General features: G+C 33.8%; 24 protein-coding genes and 1 other RNA gene. 20 read left to right on the top strand and 5 right to left on the bottom strand.

The window, feature by feature from the left end:
- Positions 1–35 precede the first annotated feature (35 nt).
- The 3 genes from F8154_RS01705 to rpoD all read left to right on the top strand — a co-directional run bounded on the left by F8154_RS01705 (position 36) and on the right by rpoD (position 3,527).
- Positions 36–512 (top strand): YaiI/YqxD family protein, encoded by a 477-nt coding sequence (locus tag F8154_RS01705; protein ID WP_151859860.1) that lies wholly within the window; start codon positions 36–38, stop codon positions 510–512.
- A 69-nt stretch (positions 513–581) separates the two neighbouring features.
- Positions 582–2,402: a DNA primase gene (dnaG, locus tag F8154_RS01700; protein ID WP_151859859.1), complete on the top strand. Its 1,821-nt coding sequence runs from the start codon at positions 582–584 to the stop codon at positions 2,400–2,402.
- 18 nt (positions 2,403–2,420) lie between these two features.
- Positions 2,421–3,527: an RNA polymerase sigma factor RpoD gene (gene rpoD, locus F8154_RS01695; protein WP_151859858.1), complete on the top strand. Its 1,107-nt coding sequence runs from the start codon at positions 2,421–2,423 to the stop codon at positions 3,525–3,527.
- A 56-nt stretch (positions 3,528–3,583) separates the two neighbouring features.
- Here rpoD and F8154_RS01690 read toward each other — a convergent pair whose 3' ends face one another.
- Positions 3,584–3,784, bottom strand: a complete 201-nt coding sequence (locus F8154_RS01690) for a hypothetical protein (protein ID WP_151859857.1) — start codon at positions 3,782–3,784, stop codon at positions 3,584–3,586.
- Positions 3,785–3,944: 160 nt separating this feature from the next.
- On the opposite strand from F8154_RS01690, the gene F8154_RS01685 reads away from it, so the two are divergent.
- The 6 genes from F8154_RS01685 (at position 3,945) to F8154_RS01660 (ending at position 7,727) form a co-directional block, all read left to right on the top strand.
- A complete protein-coding gene (locus tag F8154_RS01685; RefSeq protein WP_151859856.1) occupies positions 3,945–4,652 on the top strand; it encodes a tRNA (adenine(22)-N(1))-methyltransferase in 708 nt (235 codons plus the stop codon).
- Positions 4,631–5,749 carry a Nif3-like dinuclear metal center hexameric protein gene (locus tag F8154_RS01680; protein WP_151859855.1) on the top strand — a complete coding sequence of 373 codons (1,119 nt, stop codon included), beginning with the start codon at positions 4,631–4,633 and terminating at the stop codon, positions 5,747–5,749. The genes F8154_RS01685 and F8154_RS01680 overlap by 22 nt, the downstream gene beginning before the upstream one ends.
- Positions 5,750–5,821: 72 nt before the next feature.
- A complete protein-coding gene (locus F8154_RS01675; RefSeq protein WP_151859854.1) occupies positions 5,822–6,220 on the top strand; it encodes a ribonuclease HI family protein in 399 nt (132 codons plus the stop codon).
- Between the two features lie 75 nt (positions 6,221–6,295).
- An RNA gene (gene rnpB, locus F8154_RS01670) (RNase P RNA component class A) lies at positions 6,296–6,732 on the top strand.
- Positions 6,733–7,021: 289 nt separating this feature from the next.
- Complete coding sequence (locus tag F8154_RS01665; RefSeq protein ID WP_330577815.1) at positions 7,022–7,411, top strand: type II toxin-antitoxin system RelE/ParE family toxin; 390 nt, start codon at positions 7,022–7,024, stop codon at positions 7,409–7,411.
- A 10-nt stretch (positions 7,412–7,421) separates the two neighbouring features.
- Positions 7,422–7,727, top strand: a complete 306-nt coding sequence (locus F8154_RS01660) for a helix-turn-helix domain-containing protein (RefSeq protein ID WP_151859852.1) — start codon at positions 7,422–7,424, stop codon at positions 7,725–7,727.
- A gap of 152 nt (positions 7,728–7,879) precedes the next feature.
- Here F8154_RS01660 and F8154_RS14965 read toward each other — a convergent pair whose 3' ends face one another.
- Positions 7,880–8,017, bottom strand: a complete 138-nt coding sequence (locus F8154_RS14965; RefSeq protein ID WP_192930108.1) for a hypothetical protein — start codon at positions 8,015–8,017, stop codon at positions 7,880–7,882.
- A 222-nt stretch (positions 8,018–8,239) separates the two neighbouring features.
- On the opposite strand from F8154_RS14965, the gene F8154_RS01655 reads away from it, so the two are divergent.
- Positions 8,240–8,692 carry a PilZ domain-containing protein gene (locus F8154_RS01655; RefSeq protein WP_151859851.1) on the top strand — a complete coding sequence of 151 codons (453 nt, stop codon included), beginning with the start codon at positions 8,240–8,242 and terminating at the stop codon, positions 8,690–8,692.
- A 54-nt stretch (positions 8,693–8,746) separates the two neighbouring features.
- Positions 8,747–8,878 (top strand): hypothetical protein, encoded by a 132-nt coding sequence (locus F8154_RS15470; protein ID WP_279237157.1) that lies wholly within the window; start codon positions 8,747–8,749, stop codon positions 8,876–8,878.
- A 4-nt stretch (positions 8,879–8,882) separates the two neighbouring features.
- Here the strand turns inward: F8154_RS15470 and F8154_RS01650 are convergent, their stop codons facing one another.
- Positions 8,883–9,149, bottom strand: coding sequence for a hypothetical protein (locus F8154_RS01650; protein WP_243141126.1), 267 nt, complete (start codon positions 9,147–9,149; stop codon positions 8,883–8,885).
- An 83-nt stretch (positions 9,150–9,232) separates the two neighbouring features.
- Complete coding sequence (locus F8154_RS01645) at positions 9,233–10,894, bottom strand: flavin monoamine oxidase family protein (RefSeq protein WP_151859850.1); 1,662 nt, start codon at positions 10,892–10,894, stop codon at positions 9,233–9,235.
- Between the two features lie 269 nt (positions 10,895–11,163).
- Here F8154_RS01645 and F8154_RS01640 point away from each other — a divergent pair, with 269 nt between their 5' ends.
- A complete protein-coding gene (locus F8154_RS01640) occupies positions 11,164–11,679 on the top strand; it encodes a hypothetical protein (protein WP_151859849.1) in 516 nt (171 codons plus the stop codon).
- 26 nt (positions 11,680–11,705) lie between these two features.
- Here F8154_RS01640 and F8154_RS01635 read toward each other — a convergent pair whose 3' ends face one another.
- Complete coding sequence (locus F8154_RS01635) at positions 11,706–12,341, bottom strand: NUDIX hydrolase (RefSeq protein WP_151859848.1); 636 nt, start codon at positions 12,339–12,341, stop codon at positions 11,706–11,708.
- Positions 12,342–12,856: 515 nt separating this feature from the next.
- Here F8154_RS01635 and F8154_RS01630 point away from each other — a divergent pair.
- The 8 genes from F8154_RS01630 to F8154_RS01595 all read left to right on the top strand — a co-directional run bounded on the left by F8154_RS01630 (position 12,857) and on the right by F8154_RS01595 (position 21,876).
- A complete protein-coding gene (locus tag F8154_RS01630) occupies positions 12,857–14,662 on the top strand; it encodes an ABC transporter substrate-binding protein (RefSeq protein WP_151859847.1) in 1,806 nt (601 codons plus the stop codon).
- 82 nt (positions 14,663–14,744) lie between these two features.
- Positions 14,745–15,707 (top strand): ABC transporter permease, encoded by a 963-nt coding sequence (locus F8154_RS01625; protein ID WP_151859846.1) that lies wholly within the window; start codon positions 14,745–14,747, stop codon positions 15,705–15,707.
- 11 nt (positions 15,708–15,718) lie between these two features.
- Positions 15,719–16,642, top strand: coding sequence for an oligopeptide ABC transporter permease (gene opp4C / locus F8154_RS01620; protein ID WP_243141125.1), 924 nt, complete (start codon positions 15,719–15,721; stop codon positions 16,640–16,642).
- Positions 16,643–16,653: 11 nt separating this feature from the next.
- A complete protein-coding gene (locus tag F8154_RS01615; protein WP_151859845.1) occupies positions 16,654–17,634 on the top strand; it encodes an ABC transporter ATP-binding protein in 981 nt (326 codons plus the stop codon).
- Positions 17,634–18,605 carry an ABC transporter ATP-binding protein gene (locus tag F8154_RS01610; protein ID WP_151859844.1) on the top strand — a complete coding sequence of 324 codons (972 nt, stop codon included), beginning with the start codon at positions 17,634–17,636 and terminating at the stop codon, positions 18,603–18,605. Before F8154_RS01615 ends, F8154_RS01610 begins: the two co-directional genes overlap by 1 nt.
- 22 nt (positions 18,606–18,627) lie before the next feature.
- On the top strand, positions 18,628–18,849 hold the full coding sequence (locus F8154_RS01605) for a hypothetical protein (RefSeq protein ID WP_207706798.1): 222 nt from the start codon (positions 18,628–18,630) through the stop codon (positions 18,847–18,849).
- 282 nt (positions 18,850–19,131) lie between these two features.
- Entirely contained in the window at positions 19,132–19,974 is an 843-nt protein-coding gene (locus F8154_RS01600) for a 3-hydroxybutyryl-CoA dehydrogenase (RefSeq protein WP_151859843.1), read from the top strand.
- Positions 19,975–20,298: 324 nt separating this feature from the next.
- The gene (locus tag F8154_RS01595) at positions 20,299–21,876 is read left to right on the top strand and encodes a glutathione ABC transporter substrate-binding protein (protein ID WP_151859842.1); all 1,578 of its coding nucleotides are present in this window, start codon (positions 20,299–20,301) and stop codon (positions 21,874–21,876) included.
- Positions 21,877–21,936: the final 60 nt, after the last annotated feature.

Raw genomic sequence — 21,936 nt, 5'->3', positions numbered from 1 at the left:
GGATATAAGAAGTTTTATGTCGAATAAACTTCACCATGTCATTAAAGAAGGGAAAAAATATGAAGGTAATTGTTGATGCTGATGCTTGTCCCGTTAAAAGGATTATTAAGAGCATCTGCAATAAATATAAGGTGGATTTAATTTTCATACATAGTATAAGCCATATATCAGAAGCAGACTGTGATGTTAAAAGGATTATTGTTGATAGGGTAGCTCAAGCTGCTGATATGGCTATTGTTAATAGCGCAAATAAGGGAGACATAATTGTTACCTCCGACACTGGATTAGCAGCCTTAGTGCTAGGAAAGGGCTGTTATGCTATAAATCCATGGGGACAAATATACACAAACACTAATATTGATATTATACTAGAGAATAGACACTATAAGCAAAAAATACTTGCTTCTGGTGGACGTATAAAGGGACCCCCAAAAAGAAAAAGCTCTGATGACGTAAGCTTTAAAGATTCCTTTGAGAATTTAATTCGAAAATTTAACCAAATCGATGGTTAATAGAAGGACTTTGCAAATTAAAGCAGAATTTATATATAAAGAAAGTAACTAAATAATTAGGTGGTATTTATGGGAAGTTTATTTCCTGAAGAAATAATTGAAGAGGTAAAGGATAGAAATGATATAGTTGATGTTATTTCTAATTATATAACCGTTAAAACTATGGGTAGTAGTCATAAAGCACTTTGCCCCTTTCATAGAGAAAAGACTCCTTCATTTATTATAAACTCTGAAAAGCAAATATATAAATGCTTTGGCTGTGGAGTTGGAGGAGATGTTATTCACTTTATAATGAAAATAGAAAATTTAGATTTTATAGATGCAGTTAAAGTGTTGGCAAATAAGGCCAATATACCCATAGATAAGCTAAGTATATCTAAGGAAGATAAAGTACAATTACAAAAAAAAGCACAGCTATATGAAGTAAATAAGGCAGCAGCTAAGTTTTTTTATTTAAACCTTTATAAAAATGGATTATCTGCTCTTGACTATCTAAAACAAAGGGGTTTAAAAAGCAATATCATTAAAGGCTTTGGATTAGGGTATTCTTTAAATAATTGGGATAGTTTATTGAATTACCTATTGAAGCTTGGTTATGAAGAAAAAATAATATATGAGGCTGGACTCATAGTACCAAGAAAAGATAATTCCGGCTATTATGATCGATTTCGTAACCGAATAATGTTTCCAATTTTCGATACAAGGGGAAATGTAATAGGCTTTGGAGGTAGGGTGACAGATGAGGGCTTACCTAAGTATTTAAATTCACCCGAGACTCCAATTTTTAATAAAAGCAATACATTATATGGATTAAATATTGCAAGAAAGAACATAGATGAAGGTAAAATTATAATTGTGGAAGGCTATATGGACGTTATTGCCCTAAATCAGCATGGATTTAAGAACTGTGTGGCAACTCTTGGCACCTCTCTAACAAAGGGACATGCTTTATTACTAAAAAAGTATTGTCAAGAGGTTATAACATCCTTTGATGGAGATGAAGCAGGAGTAAATGCTACTATTAGAAGCCTAGATATTTTAAAGGAAGTAGGCTTAACACCAAAAGTTTCAATACTTCCCAATAATATAGATCCAGATGACTTTATTAATATAAATGGTAAATTTGAGTTTAAGGAACAAATTGAAAAAGCAATTGGTCTAATAGACTATAGATTATACCTTGCTAAAAAAAGCTATGATCCATCAACCTCAGAAGGTAAAATAAAATATGTTAAGGAGTTAGCATCAATAATTAAGGGTATTAAGAGTCCTGTTGAAAGGGAGGTTTATATCCAAAAAGTAGAAAAGGAAGCAGGGGTATCAAAGGAGTCTATTTACCTTGAAATATATGGGAAAAAGCCATATAAAGCCTTTAACAAGAATCAAAAGTATACTTCTATAAGCAAAAGAGATAATAAGTATATAGAAGCAATAACTCCAGTAGAGCAGAAGGGGCATATTATTGCAGAAAAGCAATTGATTAAGGCTATGCTGACAAAAAAAGAACTTATACCATTGTTTAACGAGAAGATTAATATAGAGGAATTTTCTACAACTGAGTATCAGTGGATATTTGAATACTTACTAGCAAATTATGAAGTAATTGATGGAGTAGATACATTAATGGACAAGCTTCCTCAACTTCAGGAAATATTAAAAGATATATGGTTAACAAATATAGAGCATATTGATATTGAAAAGGCCTTAGAAAAGTATGTTGTTAATTTAAAAAAGTATAGGCTATTATATCAGATTAAAGAATTACAACAACAGCAAAATAATCTGCTGAAGGATAAAAAATTAAATAAGGAAGAGGTTGAGAAGGAATTGTTGAGAATTGGTATGGAGATAATGAAGTTAAATACAGATATACAAAAGCTACAGCTTTAAGGAAAGGAGGGGACATTTATGAGTAATCCACAGGAAGGCAAAAAAGAGTCAGTTAAGCAGTTAATAGAAAAAGGCAAGAAACGAGGCATGGTTACCTATAACGAAATTATGGATGCATTAGAGAATATTTCTTTAGATAAAGATCAGATTGATGAGGTTTATGATCATCTATCCACCCTTGGAATAGATATTGTAGGAGATAAGGATGATGATATTGACGTCGATGAAGCAGAGATAGAAACAGAAGTTCCTGTAGAAGAAAATATTGAGGACGATGTTACATTATTAAAGGGAATAAATATAGATGATCCTGTAAGAATGTATCTGAAGGAAATTGGTAAAGTACCCTTGCTTTCTGCTGATATGGAGATTAATTTGGCCCAGAGGATGGAGGCTGGCGATGAGCAAGCAAAAAAACAGCTTGTGGAGGCAAACCTTCGACTTGTGGTGAGTATTGCAAAAAGATATGTCGGTAGAGGAATGCTGTTCTTAGACCTTATACAGGAGGGTAACCTTGGTTTAATTAAAGCTGTAGAAAAATTTGATTTTAGGAAGGGATTCAAGTTTAGCACCTATGCTACATGGTGGATACGTCAAGCCATCACAAGAGCCATAGCAGATCAAGCAAGAACAATTAGAATTCCCGTTCATATGGTTGAAACAATTAATAAATTAATTAGAGTTTCAAGACAATTGCTACAGGAATTAGGAAGAGAACCTAAGCCTGAAGAAATTGCTAAAGAAATGGATTTATCTGAAGATAAAGTAAGGGAGATCCTAAAAATTGCACAGGAGCCAGTTTCTCTTGAAACCCCAATAGGGGAAGAGGAGGATAGCCATTTAGGTGATTTTATTCCAGATGATGAGGTGCCTGCACCAGCTGAAGCAGCAGCTTTTTCATTGTTAAAGGAGCAGCTAGTTGAAGTTTTAGATACATTAACTCCAAGGGAGCAAAAAGTGTTAAGGCTTAGATTTGGTTTAGATGATGGAAGGGCAAGGACACTGGAGGAAGTTGGTAAGAAATTTGATGTAACAAGGGAACGTATAAGACAAATAGAGGCTAAGGCACTAAGGAAGCTAAGGCATCCCAGCAGAAGTAAAAAACTAAAGGATTATCTTGAGTAAGTTAATAATAGATTCGCTTCTGCGAATCTATTGTTTTGCAACCCTATAATAAAGTATTACCAATATTGTTTTTGCTTTCCGTATTCTATTTTTTTCTTTTTTTCCTCGGTAGTCTCCTGTTCATCTATTTGGTCCTGTAAAACATGCATTATTTGATCAGCTTCTTCCTCCCACTCTTGAGTGCGGCCTCCCCATTTCAAATCAACCATTTCATCTGGAGTCACAACCTTTTTTTTCTTTTTATTTGTGTGGGGCATTATAAAACCTCCCTGCTTTAAAGAATTAATCCCAAAATGAAGGGATATATATGGGATTAGCTATTAAAAATATTATTAATCATTTAGGTAATAATATTCACTGGTTTTGAAGGTTTGCGTCTTATTACTAACAATATTTAGTTTAGAGAGGAGTAATAGTATGAAGGTAAAATTAACCCCGAGGCTAAAAAAAATAACAGAGCTTATTCCGAAGGGATCAATAGTAGCAGATATTGGCACAGATCATGGCTATATACCCTCCTACTTAATTGAAAAAAATATTGCTAAAAAAGTTATTGCCAGTGATGTTAATAAAAAGCCACTAGAAAACGCTAGAAGCAACATAAAAGGCTATGGTTTAGACAAACATATAGAAACTAGACAAGGTAGTGGTCTACAGGTACTAAAGCCCCATGAGGTAGATACGGTAATTATTGCAGGCATGGGGGGGCTACTTATTAGTCAGCTATTAGAAGACTCCAGTAAAATTGCTAAAACTATAGAAAATCTAATTCTACAACCAATGCAGGCACAGTATGATTTAAGGCAATACTTAGTAAATAATGGCTACACTATAGTTGAAGATATTTTAGTTAAAGAAGATAATAAAATCTATGAAATTTTAAAGGCTAAAAAAGGAAATCAGATGGTGGATGATGAAATAAAATATGAAATAGGCTTCTATATTGAAAAAAATCCACCTATTCTTGCAGAGGAGTTTTTAAATAATAAGTTAAAAACCTTAACTGAAATTAGTCAGCAGCTTACAGGAAAGACTTCTAAAACAGCAAAAGAGAAATACACCTATTGTATTAAGAGAATAGAAAAAATTCAGGAGGTGAAGGAATGGCTGAAAAAGCAAAGTTAATAATTGATATTTTAGAGACACTGGCACCAAAAGGAGAAGCCTTATCATGGGATAATGTAGGCTTACAGGTAGGTGACCAAGATAGCTTTGTAAAAAAAGCTTTAATATGTTTAGATGTAAATGATAAGGTACTTGATGAAGCTATAGAGAATGGATGTCAAATGATTGTAACCCATCATCCATTAATATTTAAGCCAATTAAATCAATACTCAAAAATGAAGTAAAAGGTAATATCATTTACAGAGCAATTAAAAATAACATTAATATCTATTCGGCCCATACAAATATAGATATTGTAGAGGAGGGGCTGAATGATTTTATATGTTACAAGCTGGGTTTCTCAAATACACAGTTTTTAGAGACAATAAATAGCTATAGCTATGTTAAACTGGTGGTTTTTGTTCCAGAAGATTGCGTAGATACATTGGCAGAGGTGCTGGGGGATGCTGGAGCAGGACATATTGGAAATTACAGTAATTGCAGCTTTAGAGCTTCTGGTATAGGCACATTTAAACCACTTACAGGCTCTAATCCTTATATAGGAGAGGAAGGTCAGGTGGAGCTTGTTAAGGAGGTACGATTAGAAACAATAGTGGAAGAAAGCAAACTAAACCATGTAATAGAAGAGATGGTAAAGGCCCATCCCTATGAAGAGGTTGCATATGACATCTACCCATTGGCGATTAAAAAACCCAAAAATGGAATAGGTAGAGTTGCAGATTTAGATAGTTCAGTCCCAACAACTATACTGATAGAAAACATTAAGGCCTCATTAGGTATAGAAAATCTTAGGTTTATTGGAGATATTAATAGAGCTGTTAATCGTATTGCTGTCATTAATGGAAGTGGTGCAGATTATATAGGATTAGCAGCAGCTGCCAAATGTGACTGTCTATTGACTGGAGATATTAAGTATCATGAAGCTCAATTGGCACTGGATTTAGGTGTAAATGTAATTGATATTGGTCATTATGAATCAGAGATACATTTTATTGAATTAGTAACAGATTATCTAAACAGTTGCTTTAGTAAAACAAATATTGATGTTGAAGTTATAGCTTCAAGAGTATATAACAATCCCTTTCAATATTTATAAAGAAAACTTAAACACTAGGTGAGCAAAAAAAATAGAACTATCAAAACCAAAAATGATTGAGGAGGACAGCATATGAAGGCAATTATATATACAGACGGTGGATCAAGGGGGAACCCTGGAGAAGCAGGTATAGGAGTTTTAATACAGGACAGTGAAGGTAATATACTGAAAGAGATTAGCCAATACATAGGTAAGCAAACCAACAATGTGGCTGAATACAAAGCCCTTAGTAGAGGTCTTGAAGCTGCTATAGATATGGGATTGAAGGATGTTACATGTTTTTTAGATAGCGAACTAGTAGTTAAGCAGATTAAGGGTGAATATAGGGTAAAAAATGAAGGGTTAATCCCCTTATATAATATGATAATACCTCTAATTAAAAAATTTGAAGCCTTTGAAATTAGCCATATACGTAGAGAGAATAATAAACATGCCGACAAGCTAGCTAATGAAGCTATGGATAATAGATAGATTACAAATTTTACATTTTGACAAAGCAAAACAACTATGCTAGAATAATAAATCTAGTAAGACAAGTGGATATTGCGAGTAAGTCAGATGGTCGCCTGCACAACTATGTTGTGTAGGAGGAAAGTCCGAGCTCCATAGGGCAGGGTGCTGGGTAATACCCAGTGGAGGTGACTCCAAGGAAAGTGCAACAGAGATATACCGCCACTAGAGGTTAGAGGTCAGAGATCAGAAGCCAGAATAAAGATAAAAGCTTTATTGAAATAATTCATTTCAGGCTACTGCTTTCCCACTTCTAACTTCTAGTAGGTAAGGGTGGAAAGGTGAGGTAAGAGCTCACCAGCAGTTAGGCGACTAGTTGGCTATGTAAACCCCATCTGGAGCAAGACCAAGTAGGGACTAAAAAAACAACTGCCCGTTGTGTCCCGTGGTAGGTTGCTTGAACCAACTGGCAACAGTTGGTCTAGATAGATGACCGTCAAATACAGAACTCGGCTTATAGATTTGCTCGCTTACATACAGCTCAGAATATTCTGGGCTTTTTTATATTCCCCATTATCCCTGCCTGTATATCAATCCCATAAACAAATGCCATAATATACAAAAACTACAAAGTAACACAGAATACTGCAAATGTAACATAAACTATAAAACAAGGGTATAAGCCATATTATAAATCAACATAAAAAAACTAGACTATCACTAGAAGCTACATAAAATATTACCACAATATGTAATTAAATCTAATTAAATACAAAAGTCAATTAAAAGAAAATATTGCAAATACAACAAAAATGATGTACAATGAGTATACAACAAATACGTTGTATGAAAAGAGAAACAAAGGAGTATATTATGAATGTATATACTTATGAAACTAGTGGAGGGAAGGATTTAATTAGAGATTTTTTAGATGGACTCCCTAGTAAAGAAAGTGCAGAAGGATATTTAATTTTAGAAATGCTAGAAGAAAAAGGAACTGATTTTTTGCACTCAATAAATACAAGACAGCTAGAAGGTAAGCTTTGGGAAATAAAGTTTTATAGACATAATAGAATAATATATGTATTAGTAGATCAGGAGAGTATTTATCTATTACATGCCTGTAAAAAGCAAAAGAGTAAGGCGGAAAAATTTGAACTAGATAAAGCTAGGAAAAGAGCAGCTGAGTTATTCAATATGTTAGGAAAGTGAGGTGGCATAAATGCCTTTCAAAAGAATAGATACAAAGAAGATAGTTAATGAAAAAATTCAAACAGATCAGGATTTTGCAAAAACCTATGAGGAAGTTAAAAAAGAATATAGTTTAATAGAACAGGTTGCAAATGCAAGAAAAGAAGCAGGTTTAACTCAACAGGAGTTAGCAGATAAGGTCGGTGTAAGCCAGCAGGTAATTTCAAGATTTGAGAATGAGAAGCATGCCCCTACTTTAGATAGCTTCTTAAAAATCCTAGAGGGATTAGATTTAGAAATAACAATTAATAAAAAAAAAGACTACATTAGTTTATAGAGTGTAAGACTAGAATAATAAAGAAAACTTAGTTCAGATGGAGTTTTAACTCCACCTGAACTCTAGTTGCACTTATTTCGAAGCTTGGCGGCACTTATCTCCCGCTTAAGAAGCGGGAGTGTTAGTAACGCCGCTAAGATAAAATATTTTTATTAGCTGGATATTGTAATGATATCTGGCTTTTTTATATTCCCCATTATCCCTGCCTGTAGATCAATTCCATAATCAAATGCCATAATATACAAAAGACGCAAAGTAACACAAAATACTGCAAATGTAACATAAACCATAAAAACAAGAATAAACACTATTGAAAAAAAGGGGGTTTAGAACTTGAAATATTTAATAAACAACAATTAACATTAAATTTACATAATGGTTACAAATTAACATGAAAAAACTTGACTTTCACCCATAATTTACATAAAATATTATTGCAATATGTAATTAAATTGATTAGTAGATCAAAAACTCCAATAGATATATAAAGAGTTATTAAGGGGGTAAATTTAATGCATAAGGGAGATACATTAATCTTCTATAAAGACGAAGAAACCTATTATGGAACAATTACACTTAAAAAGGAAGAAAAAATAGTCTTTCAATCTAGGCATATTGATAAACTAGCAAATTTAGAAACTACGCAATTTCATTTACTAAGTCCAGTATACGGTGTAGTTACAGGTGAATCTAAGGTATATAAGCTGGAGCATCCCTTCGAAGATGCTGCGGTAATACAGGTTGTCAATAATTTAACTCAAAAGAGAAAAGACATTAGAGTAGAAACTAATCTTACTGCAGAAATAGTAGGCTGTACTGATTTAAAAGCTAATAATCCTTTAGCTTCAGGCAATAATTCTGCTGTAGTTAAAAATATTTCTCAAAATGGTTTGTGTATAGAGTCAGATAAACACTTCTCTGTTGGAACAATACTAGAGCTTCAAATGACACTGTTTAATTCTTAAATAAGCTTAAAAACTAAAATCATTAGAGTAGAAAAGCACAATAACATCTATGAAATGGGGTGTATATTTGTAAAAACCTCAGAGGTGGTTAAAGGAACAATCGGCAAATACGTATTATGGAAGCTAAAGGATGAATTTGCAGTAGTTAAAAATAGAAAAGAAGGTTTACGTGTAACAAATTTATAATTTTTTACTCTAAACCTAAGACTGGCCCTCCTGTTTCTAATGAAATTGTAAAGTCTATTGTCGTGGTTGGATTAATAAAAATAACTAATTCAGCTACTGCTGCCTGCCTTCGTGTGCCTGGGAGAAAAAATAGATCAAAGGGTATACCTAGCTTAATTAATAGGTTTGTGGCAGCATTCAGTTGAATTAGCTGTATAGCATTCGATTTCATAATTTTTTTGAAAACTTCAGTAGTTAACAATGCTAAAACCTCTTTTTCATAGGAAGCCATTTCTTCATACTCCAATCCTCTGTAATTTGCTATACTCTATATTATGATATGTATATAAAATATGAAATTAATTATGATATTTTTTATATATAGTTTTGACATTCTCTAGCAATATCGTTTGCAGCCATCATACCTGTTTTTAAGGATCCTTGCATCCATGCTCTTGTAACGGACACGTGCTCGCCTGCAAAAAAAACTCGCCTATTGTATTCTGGTTCGATTGCCACCTTCGAGAATAAAACCTTTTGCTGAGGGTCATAAAAGGCAAATGCCCCTAGGGACCAGGGATTATTGTTCCAAACAATGGTTTTATAATCAGTAACAATAGAATCTAAGCTATTCATTGGTAGCCCATGTACCTCTTCAATTTGTCTTTTTATTAACTCTATTTCTCGAGAACTATTAAAGTTACCAAGTCTAACTGCATCTTGAGTCCAGTTATAGGATGCTGTAATTACTCCTGGGCAGGATGGACTTTGGGCAGGAGTCGAAGGATACCAAATACTATTTATTACTAGATCCGTAAAGGAGCCTCCTCCTACGATTTTGTTGTTTTTTGGCTTAGATGCCTCCCAAAAACGATAATTACATAAGAAAACAGTTTTTTGTGAAGCTGAATAATTCAAAACTCTAATTGCTTGCATTTTACTACTATTGAAAACTGGATTCAGCTTGAAAAGTCTAAGATTTGAAAAGGGAACTGCACAAATGATAAAATCATATTGATTATCATAAATAGTATTTCTTTTTATGTTTTTATGATGAACTATAACAGAGCCATTTTTTTTAGGCTGACTAAGTCCAATTACCTGATGGCCTGATAGTATTTGTATAGTACCCAACTTAGAAGCAGGAATTTTACCCATATACTCCTTTGGCTCTCTGCTGAATAAAGAGGTTAGAAAGGCTTTAGGTAACCTTAAAAAACCTCCTATAATTTCGTATGTGTAGGCAAAGCTAACAGGATACAGCTCATGTAGTATTTCGAAAAAGCTATTGCTTAAAAAATCAGCAACAAAGGGCTCTATACCACTAAGCATTTCTATAGCTCCATTACTTAAGCCAGCCAGCTCCATCCTTTGAAGAATACTTAAGTAATCCGCCTTGATAATTTCTGGAGAATATTCACTTTTAATTTGTAGAATTTCTTTTCTAACCTCAGGTGTCATTGACAATAGATAGGCCTCGAATGCTTGATTAAAAAGCTGAGGCCATAACTTAAGCCTTTCCTCTAAGGTCATATCAAACTTGGGGTATATATTTTCTTGAATTTCCTGTGGTGTGTTTTTAACCCTTACACCTTGTACATAACGGAAGGCGTTAGGATTATCTTGTATAAAGGGGCGTGTTTTTAGGTTAAATAAATTAATATAGTGCCAAGTTGTTTCGTGGCTTGCTGACATCCGCATTGGACCCAGCTCACCATATAATTGCTTGCTTCTATCAAAGTAGTGGGTGTAAACCCTACCTCCTATTCTTTTGTCCTCTGCTTCAAAAATAGTTACATTAAAGCCTGCTTTCCTTAGCTCAAAGGCAGCTGATAGTCCAGCTAAACCTGCTCCCAAGATAGCCACCTTTATATTTTTACAGCTACCATAGGGTACTATGGATAAAATATCTGATGGGGGGCTAAGTAATTGAATTATATTATCAAAGTCTTCCAATCTGTTATTAACCTCTAAGGCCATTTTTACCATTCGATATCTTTCATCATTAGTAGGGCAATTTGGTTGTATGAAATCCATATATATACCTCCTAATAAACTTAATTGGTAATATATATGCTAAAGGTCTACTAAAATATTTAAATAATCTATGACAATAACTAAATTATCAGTTTTATTTTGATTTGCTAATAAAATCCATACATGTTGGAATAATAGCATTATAATTTATAGCCCTTACAGTTTTAAAGGTTTAGGTGTAAATCCAATATAATAGGGTAACATACTTATGCAATACAAAGGTTAATTATGGTATAATATAATATACTAGACAGGTAGGTGGATATTTTATGGCTTCAAGATTGAAATTGCAACTGCTGCTGGCTTGTGTTGCTATTCTAGCTTTTTCATCCCTTGGATGTGATAGTAACACAGAGTATGATTCATCTTTAGAGGAGGGTGAAGCTTTAGACTTTGAAGAAGTGCAAGAGAATATTGAGGAGATTAATAGGGGCTATACATACGAAGAATTAAAAGAACGGTTGTATGAAGCCGTTTTAATTGAACTTAAGGATACAGAAAATCAAACAATAGGAGCAGTAGCTGAAAGAGAAGATGTTATTCAATTGGTTGATACAATTTTTTCTTATAGATGGCAGGAAAGCTATCCAGAAGAAAATCAAGACTACTTTGTTATAGGCCCTTTGAATTTTTATTTTAACGATGGGGAATCTATCTTTGGTTTAGCTAAAGAAAACTATATTTTTATTGAGGGCTTTTATTTTTTACTGGATAGAGATCAAAAAGAGACATTGAAGAAAACCTTTCAAGAAAAAGTATTGCATGCTCCAGTAAATGGAACATAGGTAAAAAGCATCAATGACAGCTTATATTATAGGTCATGGATGCTTTTTTCCTTTAGCCCTTCAAGAAAGCTATTAAGTATTCTAGCTGTAATACCCCATATGATGAACTCTTTATGACTATAAAAATAAACAGGATAGCTACCTTTGTTAAAGCTATATTCTTCTCCATTTTCTATAAGGTGGTAAGGGAAATCATCCTTCGATTCCAGTAAAAGATCCATTTCATACTTAAGTGGCTTTTTAGATAAAAGCTCATCTAAAGATACTACAAAAACTGATTGCACCTCATCCCTATTATAGATAATATTGCTTAACTGAATATTTTTAATAACCCCACAGAAGGGATGTATTGCCATGTTAAAGGGAGTAACAAGAACATCCAGTGGACCTAATATTTTAATATTATTATTTAATATATTTAACTCCTCCATTGTTTCCCTAATACAAGTATCAATCGGAGTTTCCTTTCCTTCAATTTTCCCACCAGGAAAGCATATTTCACCTGGCTGCTTTTTAAGATTATGTGCTCGAACCTCAAATAAAACATGGGGCTTTTCTTCTACTATTATAATTGGAACTAAAACTGCATATTGAAGGTTAATATCAATAAATCCATTATGCTTTTTACTATTAAAGTGATGTTCAATGTCTTTTATTAACATATTTTTCTCCTTGTTAATTAGTTTCTATCCTTACTGTATATTGTATCATATTAGATAATGAAGCTATTTAAATAAATAATTAAAAATATTTAATTAATAGCCTTAACTGCTTGAACATATTCTTATATTATAAAGTACTGATTTAATGGCTTGAGAAGAAGTTATTTACTATATCTAGTATTATTAAGTGATTTAACCTACAAAATTTTAATAAATCTTGCAAATAATTGCTTGAATTTTCTCTAAACTTAGAATAAAATAAAATGAATCATATAATATTTTTAGCTATGTAAAAAAAATATTTCCTGTAGCAATATTTACCAATAAATTATATTTAGCATATAATTTTTTTTATAAATAAAGCAGGACATTTTCTAAAAAGCTAGAATTTTATATATTATAAGAAAATTTTAATATTGTTTAAACCCATGTGGTTTAAAATAAAAAGGTTTTTGGTAATGGATACTTCTTTATGGGCTATCCATTAATCAAAATATTTAAAAGGAGGAGAAAGGATGAAGAAAAAATTAAGTTTATTGCTTTGCTTAGTTTTAGTAGCAGCAGTGTTTTTAACTGCCTGCGGGGGAGGAACTACAACTGAAGCACCGCCTGCTGATGACACAGAGGCACAGGAGGGTGCAGGTGGAGAAGAAGAAGAAAAAACTGCTCAAGTTGCTGAAGATAGTCCATTCTACAGCGAACATGTAACCTTTATTAAGGGTTCAGGTAATCCTAATAACCCTGCTAAAAACAGAGGTGACGCTTCAAACACAATAGTAATTGGTATGAACAATGGTAATGATGAGTTCTTACCATCCTACTACAGCTCAGTATATGATGGATATGTATCAGATGCTGTTTTTGATGGACTAATTTCAAATAATGCTAAGGGTGAGTATATACCTGCAATAGCTGAAAGCTGGGAAATTTCAGAAGATGGAAGAACCTACACCTTTAAGCTAAGAGAAGATGTATACTTCCACGATGGTGTACAGCTTACATCTAAGGATGTTGCCTTCACCTATACTATATTTGCAGACCCTGGCTATACTGGTAGATATTTTACTAGTACAGGCGCATACCTAGAGGGATATGAAGAGTATAAAGAAGGGGATGCTGAAGCATTAGCAGCCATAAATATTATTGATGATTTTAATATATCTATTACATTTAAAGAAAAAATGGCTAACCATTTTGGAAGACTAACCCATGGTATTTTGCCAGAGCATTATTATGGATTTGAAAAGGGTAAAGCCGATGAGGTTTTAAAGCCAAAGCAGCAAGACCTAATGGGGGCTGGTCCTTATCAGTTTGTTAGACATGAACCAACACAGTTTGTCGAGTTTAAAAGATTTGATGATTACTATAAAGGCGCACCAAAAACAGAAAGAATTATATACAAATATACATCAGCCGACACTTATATGATGGAGCTAGAAGCTGGAACAATAGATATTCAATTACAGGTACCTGCCAATGCAGATAACTTTGCACAAATAGAGCCTATGGGCTTCATTGATATTGTATCTTTCCCAGCCAACAGCTATGGATATCTAGGATTTAACCTAAGGGATGAAAGATTAACAGATAAAAATGTTCGTCATGCCCTTACCTACGGATTTAACCGTAAGCAGTTTATCGACCTATATTATACAGGATATGGAACAGTTGCTACTATGCCATTCTCACAGGTTTCTTGGGTTAATACTGAAAAGGTACAAAATCAGTTAAACAAATATGAATATAATCCTGAAAAGGCTATTGAGTTATTAGAAGCTTCCGGTTGGATGGTTGGTGCAGACGGAATTAGAGAAAAAGACGGTAAGAAGCTTTCCTTTGTTTGGGACACTTACCTAGATAGTAAATATGTTGAAACTATGATACCAATGCTTATAGAGGACTGGAAAAAGATAGGTGTTGAAGTTAAGCCTAACCTTATGGACTTTGGTACACTAGTTGATAAAATATATAAAGAAAAAGACTTTGAATTATATAATATGGCTTGGAGAATGACTATAGATCCAGGTGCAGGACGTACAACCTTCCATACAGCTGGAGATGTAGTTGATGGAAATAACAGTATTGGATACAACAATCCAAGAATTGATGAGCTTTATGACCTTGGAGATAAGGAAATGGATTTAGAAAAGAGAGTTGCTATATATGAAGAAATCGCATTAATAATCAATGAAGATGCACCATATATGTTTATAAGTCAGCAGGATAACTGGGACGTAGTAAACCAAAGAATTAAAGGTATGGAGTTAAGCCCATATGTTGAAATTGATTATGTACTACATCAATTAGAAATAGTAGAATAAGAGATTTTAACAGTATAAAAACAGCAGAACAAGCCCGGTGATGACGCCGGGTTTGCATCTGCAATAAGATAGGAGGTAAATTATGCTAAGATATATTGCTAGAAGATTAGTGCATATGATTCCAGTTGTAATAATAATATCTATATGCATATTCACTATAATTAAAATTACCCCTGGTAGTCCTGTGGGCTTAAACCTTGATCCAAATATGACTGCTGAGCAAAAGCAAGCAGAATATGAAAGATTAGGATTACATCTACCTTTACCAGTACAATATGCTAATTGGGTAGGCAGAAGCTTAAGGGGAGACTTTGGTATTTCTACCCTATATAACCAGCCAGTTAAGGACATTGTACCTTCGTTTGTATGGAATAGCTTTAGGCTTAATGTATTTGTTTTTATTTTTGCTTTTCTCCTATCAATACCGATAGGAATAGTATGTGCCGTTAAGCAATATTCCCTAACCGATAATTTTTGGACGGTGTTTTCATTGTTCGGAATATCTATGCCATCTTTCTTTTTTGGACTCCTATTAATATTTTTCTTTGCAACAAAGTTAGGCTGGTTTCCAATAAGTGGTATGGAAACTGCGGGATCTAACTTAACGGGCATAGCAAGTATATTAGATCAACTAAGGCATATGGTTTTACCTGCAACTGTACTTACAATAGCTAGCTTAGCAAGCCTAGTAAGATATACAAGAACAAGTATGCTGGATGTTATCAAACAGGACTATGTAAGAACAGCTCGATCTAAAGGCTTAACTGAAAAGGTGGTTATTTATAGACATGCCTTTAGGAATGCACTACTACCTATAGTAACCCTATTAGGTTTTTGGGTACCGTTGTTATTTAGTGGAGCTGTTATATTAGAAACTGTGTTTAGGTGGCCAGGAATTGGACAAATAATGCTAAATGCTATAAATTGGAGAGACTACAATTTAATGATGGCTACATTACTGTTTTTTGCTGTATTAACATTAATAGGAAATCTATTGGCTGATATTGGCTACGCAATTGTTGATCCAAGAATAAAAGTAGAATAGGGGGTTAGAATATGGAGTCTAAGGTAATGATTGAAGATTCTCAACAACAAAACATACCTAAGGAGCAATCAATAGGTCCTTGGAAAATGGTATGGATTAAATTTAAAAAGAAAAAAATTGCATTAGTGGGAGTTTTTATCTTGGTTATATTAGTTTTAAGCTCTGTTTTTGCTCCATTTTTAACACCCTATGGACAAGAAGAGATGAATTTTACCAACATAAATGCTGCTCCTTCTAGGGAACATTTGCTGGGTACAGATAACCTAGGTCGAGACTACTTAACTCGACTGCTTTACGGTGGTAGAATATCCCTTATGGTTGGAGTAATTTCTGCATTCATTAGTGTTACACTGGGCTCTACCATAGGTGGAATAGCAGGCTTTTTTGGTGGTAGAATCGACAATGTTTTAATGCGTTTTGCAGAAATAGTTATGTCCTTTCCATTTCTACCCTTAGCTATAACAATTTCAGCTGTTGTTGGTGCCGATGTAGAACCAGAAACAAAGATGTATATTGTTATGATGATTATAGGAGGACTTAGCTGGCCTGGACTTTCACGTATTGTACGTGGGCAAATTCTTTCTTTAAAGGAACAGGAGTTTGTTTTAGCTGCCAAGGCACTGGGTATTCCCAACTATAAAATAATACTAAAGCATTTAATTCCTAATACAATAGGTTATATTATAGTATCTGCTGCTCTAGGAATGGCTGGTGCTATAATGTCAGAATCAGCATTATCCTTCTTAGGATTAGGGGTAGTTCCTCCAACACCTACATGGGGAAATATGGTACAGAATGCTAGAAACCTACATGTTTTAAGAACAAGACCATGGCTATGGATACCACCTGGAATAGCAATTTTAGCAGCAGTAATGAGTATTAATTTAATTGGCGACGGTCTAAGGGATGCAATAGACCCAAAGTCTAATAATTAGGAGGTGGACAAATGAGCGATAAAGTGTTAGAGGTAAAAAATCTTAAAACCTACTTTTATACAGATAAAGGTGTAGTAAAAGCAGTAGATGGGGTTGATTTTTCTATTGAATACGGTAAAACCTTAGGAATTGTTGGTGAATCAGGCTGTGGTAAAAGCATAACCTCTATGTCTGTTTTAAGGCTTATTCCAACTCCTCCTGGAAAAATTGAAGATGGTGAAGTTTTATTTGAAGGTAGAGACCTTTTAAAGGTATCTGATAAAGAAATAAGAAGCATTAGAGGAAATGATATATCTATGATATTTCAGGAGCCTATGACATCTCTTAATCCCGTATTTACGATAGGAGATCAAATTATGGAGGCTTTAATGCTTCACCAGAAGCTAACAGATGAAGAAGCAAGAAAGAAAGCCATTGAAATGATAAAATTAGTTAATATACCTAGGGCAGAAAAAATTGTTGATGAGTATCCACATCAATTGAGTGGTGGTATGCGCCAAAGAGTAATGATAGCAATGTCTCTTGCCTGTATGCCTAAGCTATTAATTGCTGATGAACCTACAACTGCCTTAGACGTAACGATTCAGGCTCAAGTATTAGAAATTATGAATGACCTTAAGGAAAAGCTAAATACAGCCATTATGCTTATTACCCATGATTTAGGAGTTATTGCAGAAATGGCTGATCATGTTATAGTTATGTACTGTGGTAAAGTTGTTGAAGAAGCACCAGTACAAGAATTATTTGATAATCCAAAGCATCCATACACTATGGGACTGTTAAATTCAAAGCCTAGCATTATAGAGAATAAGGAAAGACTTGAAAGTATAGAAGGCTCTGTTCCAAATCCAAAGTTTTTACCAAAGGGCTGTTACTTTAATCCTAGATGTAAATTTGCAATTGAAAAGTGCCGACAAGAACAACCTACATTAGAAGAAATAACTCCAGGACACAAGGTTAGTTGCTTTGTTGCTTGTAAGGAGGTTGAATAATGACAACGCCATTATTAGAAGTTAAAAACTTAAAAAAATATTTTCCTATTCAAAAGGGCTTTTTAAGAAAGCATGTAGGAGATGTAAAGGCAGTTGAAAATGTTTCCTTCAACCTTAATCCAGGTGAAACCTTAGGTTTAGTTGGTGAATCTGGATGCGGTAAATCTACAACAGGTAGAGCCATACTAAGACTTGTAGAGGCAACAGCTGGAGAAGTAAGGTATAACGGAATTGATGTTTTAAATGCAAGACAAAATGAGCTACGAAGGCTTCGTAGGGAAATGCAGATAATTTTTCAAGATCCATATAGCTCCCTAAATCCTAGAATGACTATAGGTGAAGCAGTTGGAGAGGCATTACGTGAGCATGGCTTATATAAGGGTAAAGAGCTAAAGGATAGAATTATAGAGGTTATAGAAATTTGTGGTTTGGCAGACTATCATGTAAATAGGTATCCCCATGAATTTTCTGGAGGACAAAGACAAAGAATAGGTATTGCAAGAGCATTAGCACTTAATCCTTCGTTTATTGTGGCAGATGAACCTGTTTCTGCACTTGATGTATCTATTCAAGCCCAGATAATAAATCTAATGATGGACCTTCAAGAAAAGCTAAAACTATCATATTTATTTATATCCCATGATCTAAGTGTAGTTAAGCATATTAGTGATAGGGTAGGTGTAATGTATTTAGGAGATATTGTAGAGCTGGCAAGCAAAAACGATTTGTACGATAATCCACTTCACCCATATACAAAAGCTTTGCTATCTGCAATACCTGTACCAGATCCAAAAATGAAGCGTAATATAATTATTCTAAAGGGAGATATCCCTAGTCCTGCAAACCCTCCATCAGGATGTAAGTTCCATACAAGATGCCCTATTGCACAGGATATCTGTAAGGAGGAGGCACCTGAGTTTAAAGAATACCAAAAAGGTCATTTTGCAGCATGTCACTTAATTGGAAAATAGATATTGGAAAGGATAAGGTTAAGTGAGAAATCGAAGAAAAAGAATAGTTGAGGATATGTACCAGCAGGTTAAAGAAAACAATAGACAACAAAACTCATCTGATAAGGAAGAAAAAATTGAAGCTACTTGGCATGATATTTTAGCCATGATAATTGCAGCTTTTCAGGTTATATTACCAATCATTATTATGATATTTGCAGTAATTGGTATTGTTTTATGGTTAATGATGTTACCATGGAAATAATTGCAACTAACTCAGAAGGTTCATTAATGCATTATGGACTAACTGAGTTTTTTATTTGATAAATATATATTTTAAATTATATTTATTCAAAAAATATATAATTATCTGATAATATTTGCTAAAATGGAAATGTAGGGTTTTTAGGTAAAATTAAAAATCTAGAGTTAAGAGTTAAGAGTTAAGAGTTAAGAGTTAAGAATTAAGAGTTAAGAGTTAAGAGTTAAAATTTCATAATAAAGAATTAAAAAATCAAAAATTAAAATATAAAATGGAGGAATTGGTATGAAGAAAATTGGTGTTATAGGTGCAGGTACAATGGGAAATGGTATTGCTCAGGTTCTGGCTCAAGTTGGCTTCAATGTTGTATTAAGTGATATTAATCAGGAATCACTTGATAAAGGTATGGCACAAATAGAAAAAAGTTTTAAGAGACTAATTGATAAAGACAAAATGTCTGAAGAAGAAAAACAGCAGGCATTAAGCAATATAGAAACTACTATTGAGTTAGTTGATGTAAAGGACTGTGATATGATTATTGAAGCAGCATCTGAAAATGTAGAGATAAAGAAAAATATTTTTCGGGAGTTAGATAGAATTTGCGATGAAAAGACAATTTTAGCAACCAACACTTCATCATTATCTATAACAGAGCTTGCAGGTGTAACTCATCGTCCCCATAAGGTTATAGGTATGCATTTCTTTAATCCAGTACCAGTTATGAAGCTAGTTGAAGTAATTAGAGGAATGTCTACAGAAGAAGAGGCTGTTAACTCTGTTATAGAACTGTGTAAAAAGCTACAAAAATCACCAGTTAAGGTAGAAGAGGCTCCAGGCTTTGTAGTTAACAGAATTCTTGTACCCATGATAAATGAAGCTGTAGGGGTAATGGCAGATGGAGTGGCAAAGGCTGCAGAAATAGATGAAGCGATGAAGCTAGGTGCTAATCACCCAATCGGCCCCTTAGCCTTGGCAGACCTAATAGGACTAGATGTGTGCTTAGCCATAATGGAGGTATTATATGAAGAATTTGCCGATACAAAATATCGTCCACATCCCCTTCTAAAAAAATATGTAAGAGCAGGTTATCTTGGTAGAAAAACTAAAAAGGGCTTTTATGAATATTAGAAATATGTATAAAGTATACAATATAGCAAAAGTAGAAATTTGCTATTGAATAGGTTGTAAATTGTTGAAATATAAAGACTGGTTGCTGGATAATTGGCTAGATATTAGGCTATTTAATAAGTCTATTAATAGACTAAATTATTAAATAAATTTAAAATGTTACAATTTCTATTGAACATATTCATAACTGATTATATAATATTCATATAATTTAAACGATTAGGTCGTTTTGTATGTAAGTATTATATAAGCATTATAAACATCAGATCGTTTAAAGATTTTTGCCGAAAAGGCAAAGATATAAAAATAAAAGGGGGAAAAATAATGTTCAAGAACAAAAAGCTATTAGTTTTATTGAGCATGGTTTTAGTGTTTGCTCTATTTGCTGTTGGCTGTAGTCAACCTGCTGACGACACAGCTACTCCAGGTACTGATGACACTAATGAACCAGCAGATGAAGTAACTGTAAAAGAAGAATTAATCGTTGGACAAGGTGCTGATGCAGTAACATTAGACCCACACTCAACAAATGATCAACCGTCTTCAAGAGTAAGCAAGCAAATCTATGAAACACTTGTTGCTCAAAATGAGAACATGGAAATTGAACCAAGCTTAGCTGAATCATGGGAATCTATTGATGATACAACCGTTGAATTCAAGTTAAAGCAAGGCGTTAAGTTCCATAACGGAGAAGAGCTTAAAGCTAGTGATGTTAAGTTCACTATCTTAAGAGCTTTAGACTCTAGCCATATTGGTCATATAGTTGGACAAATAGATGGTGAAAAAATAGAAGTTATTGATGATTACACAATTAGACTTTCTACTAAAGAACCATTTGCTCCACTATTAGCTCATTTAGCCCATACTGCAATGGCTATCATGAATGAAAAAGCTGTTACAGAGGGTGGCGAAGATTATGGTCAAAATCCAGTTGGTACAGGACCATTCAAGTTTAACAATTGGGTAATTGGAGATTCAATCGAATTAGTTAAATTTGATGAGTATCATGGAGAGCCAGCTAAACTAAAGAAAGTTACTTTTAGAAACATAGCTGAAAATACAACTAGAACAATTGAACTTGAAACTGGTGGAATTGATATTGCTTATGACATTCCTCCAACAGACGTAAGCAGAGTTGAAGAAAACAGTGATTTAGTTCTTCAAAGAGCTCCTTCATTCTCAACTAGCTACATTGGTTTCAATGCTCAGAAAAAGCCTTATGACGATGTAAGAGTACGTCAAGCTATTAACTATGCTATTGATATGGCTTCTATAATTGAAGCTGTATACCAAGGTGTAGGAGCACCTGCTAAGGGGCCATTAGGACCAAACGTATTTGCAGGGCATCAAGGTTTAGAAGAATATGGCTTCAATGTTGAAAAAGCTAAAGAATTAATGGCAGATGCAGGCTATGCTGATGGTTTCGATACTACTATCTGGACCAATGAAAACCAACAAAGAATGGATATCGCTGAAATAGTTCAAAATCAGTTAAAAGCCATCAACATTAACACAGAAGTTAAGGTTATGGAGTGGGGTGCTTATCTAGAAGGAACAGCTGCTGGAGAGCATGACATGTTTATCCTTGGTTGGGTAACAGTAACTGGTGACCCAGATTATGGATTATATGCATTATTCCATTCATCTCAATTCGGAACTGGTGGAAACAGAACATTCTGGTCTAATGACAGAGTAGATGAGCTATTAGATGCAGCTCGTGTTGAAACAGATCCTTCAAAGAGAGAAGAATACTATTTAGAAGCACAAGAAATCATTCGTGACGAAGCTCCATGGGTATTTACATGGATAGGTGAAAACTTAGCTGGTGTTCAAAAGAATGTTAAAGGCTTTACACAACATCCAGCAGGTCATCACTCATTACACGGTGTTTACTTCGAATAATATCTATAAGTAAATCTAGTTTTAATAAAAATTTTCAATTATTAATTAATATAGGGTCAT

The organism is Alkaliphilus pronyensis (genome assembly GCF_009017275.1).
GTDB classification, from domain to species: domain Bacteria; phylum Bacillota; class Clostridia; order Peptostreptococcales; family Natronincolaceae; genus Alkaliphilus_C; species Alkaliphilus_C pronyensis.
Note: the sequence above shows the minus strand (reverse complement) of the source record. Positions and strands in the feature narration are given on the sequence as shown.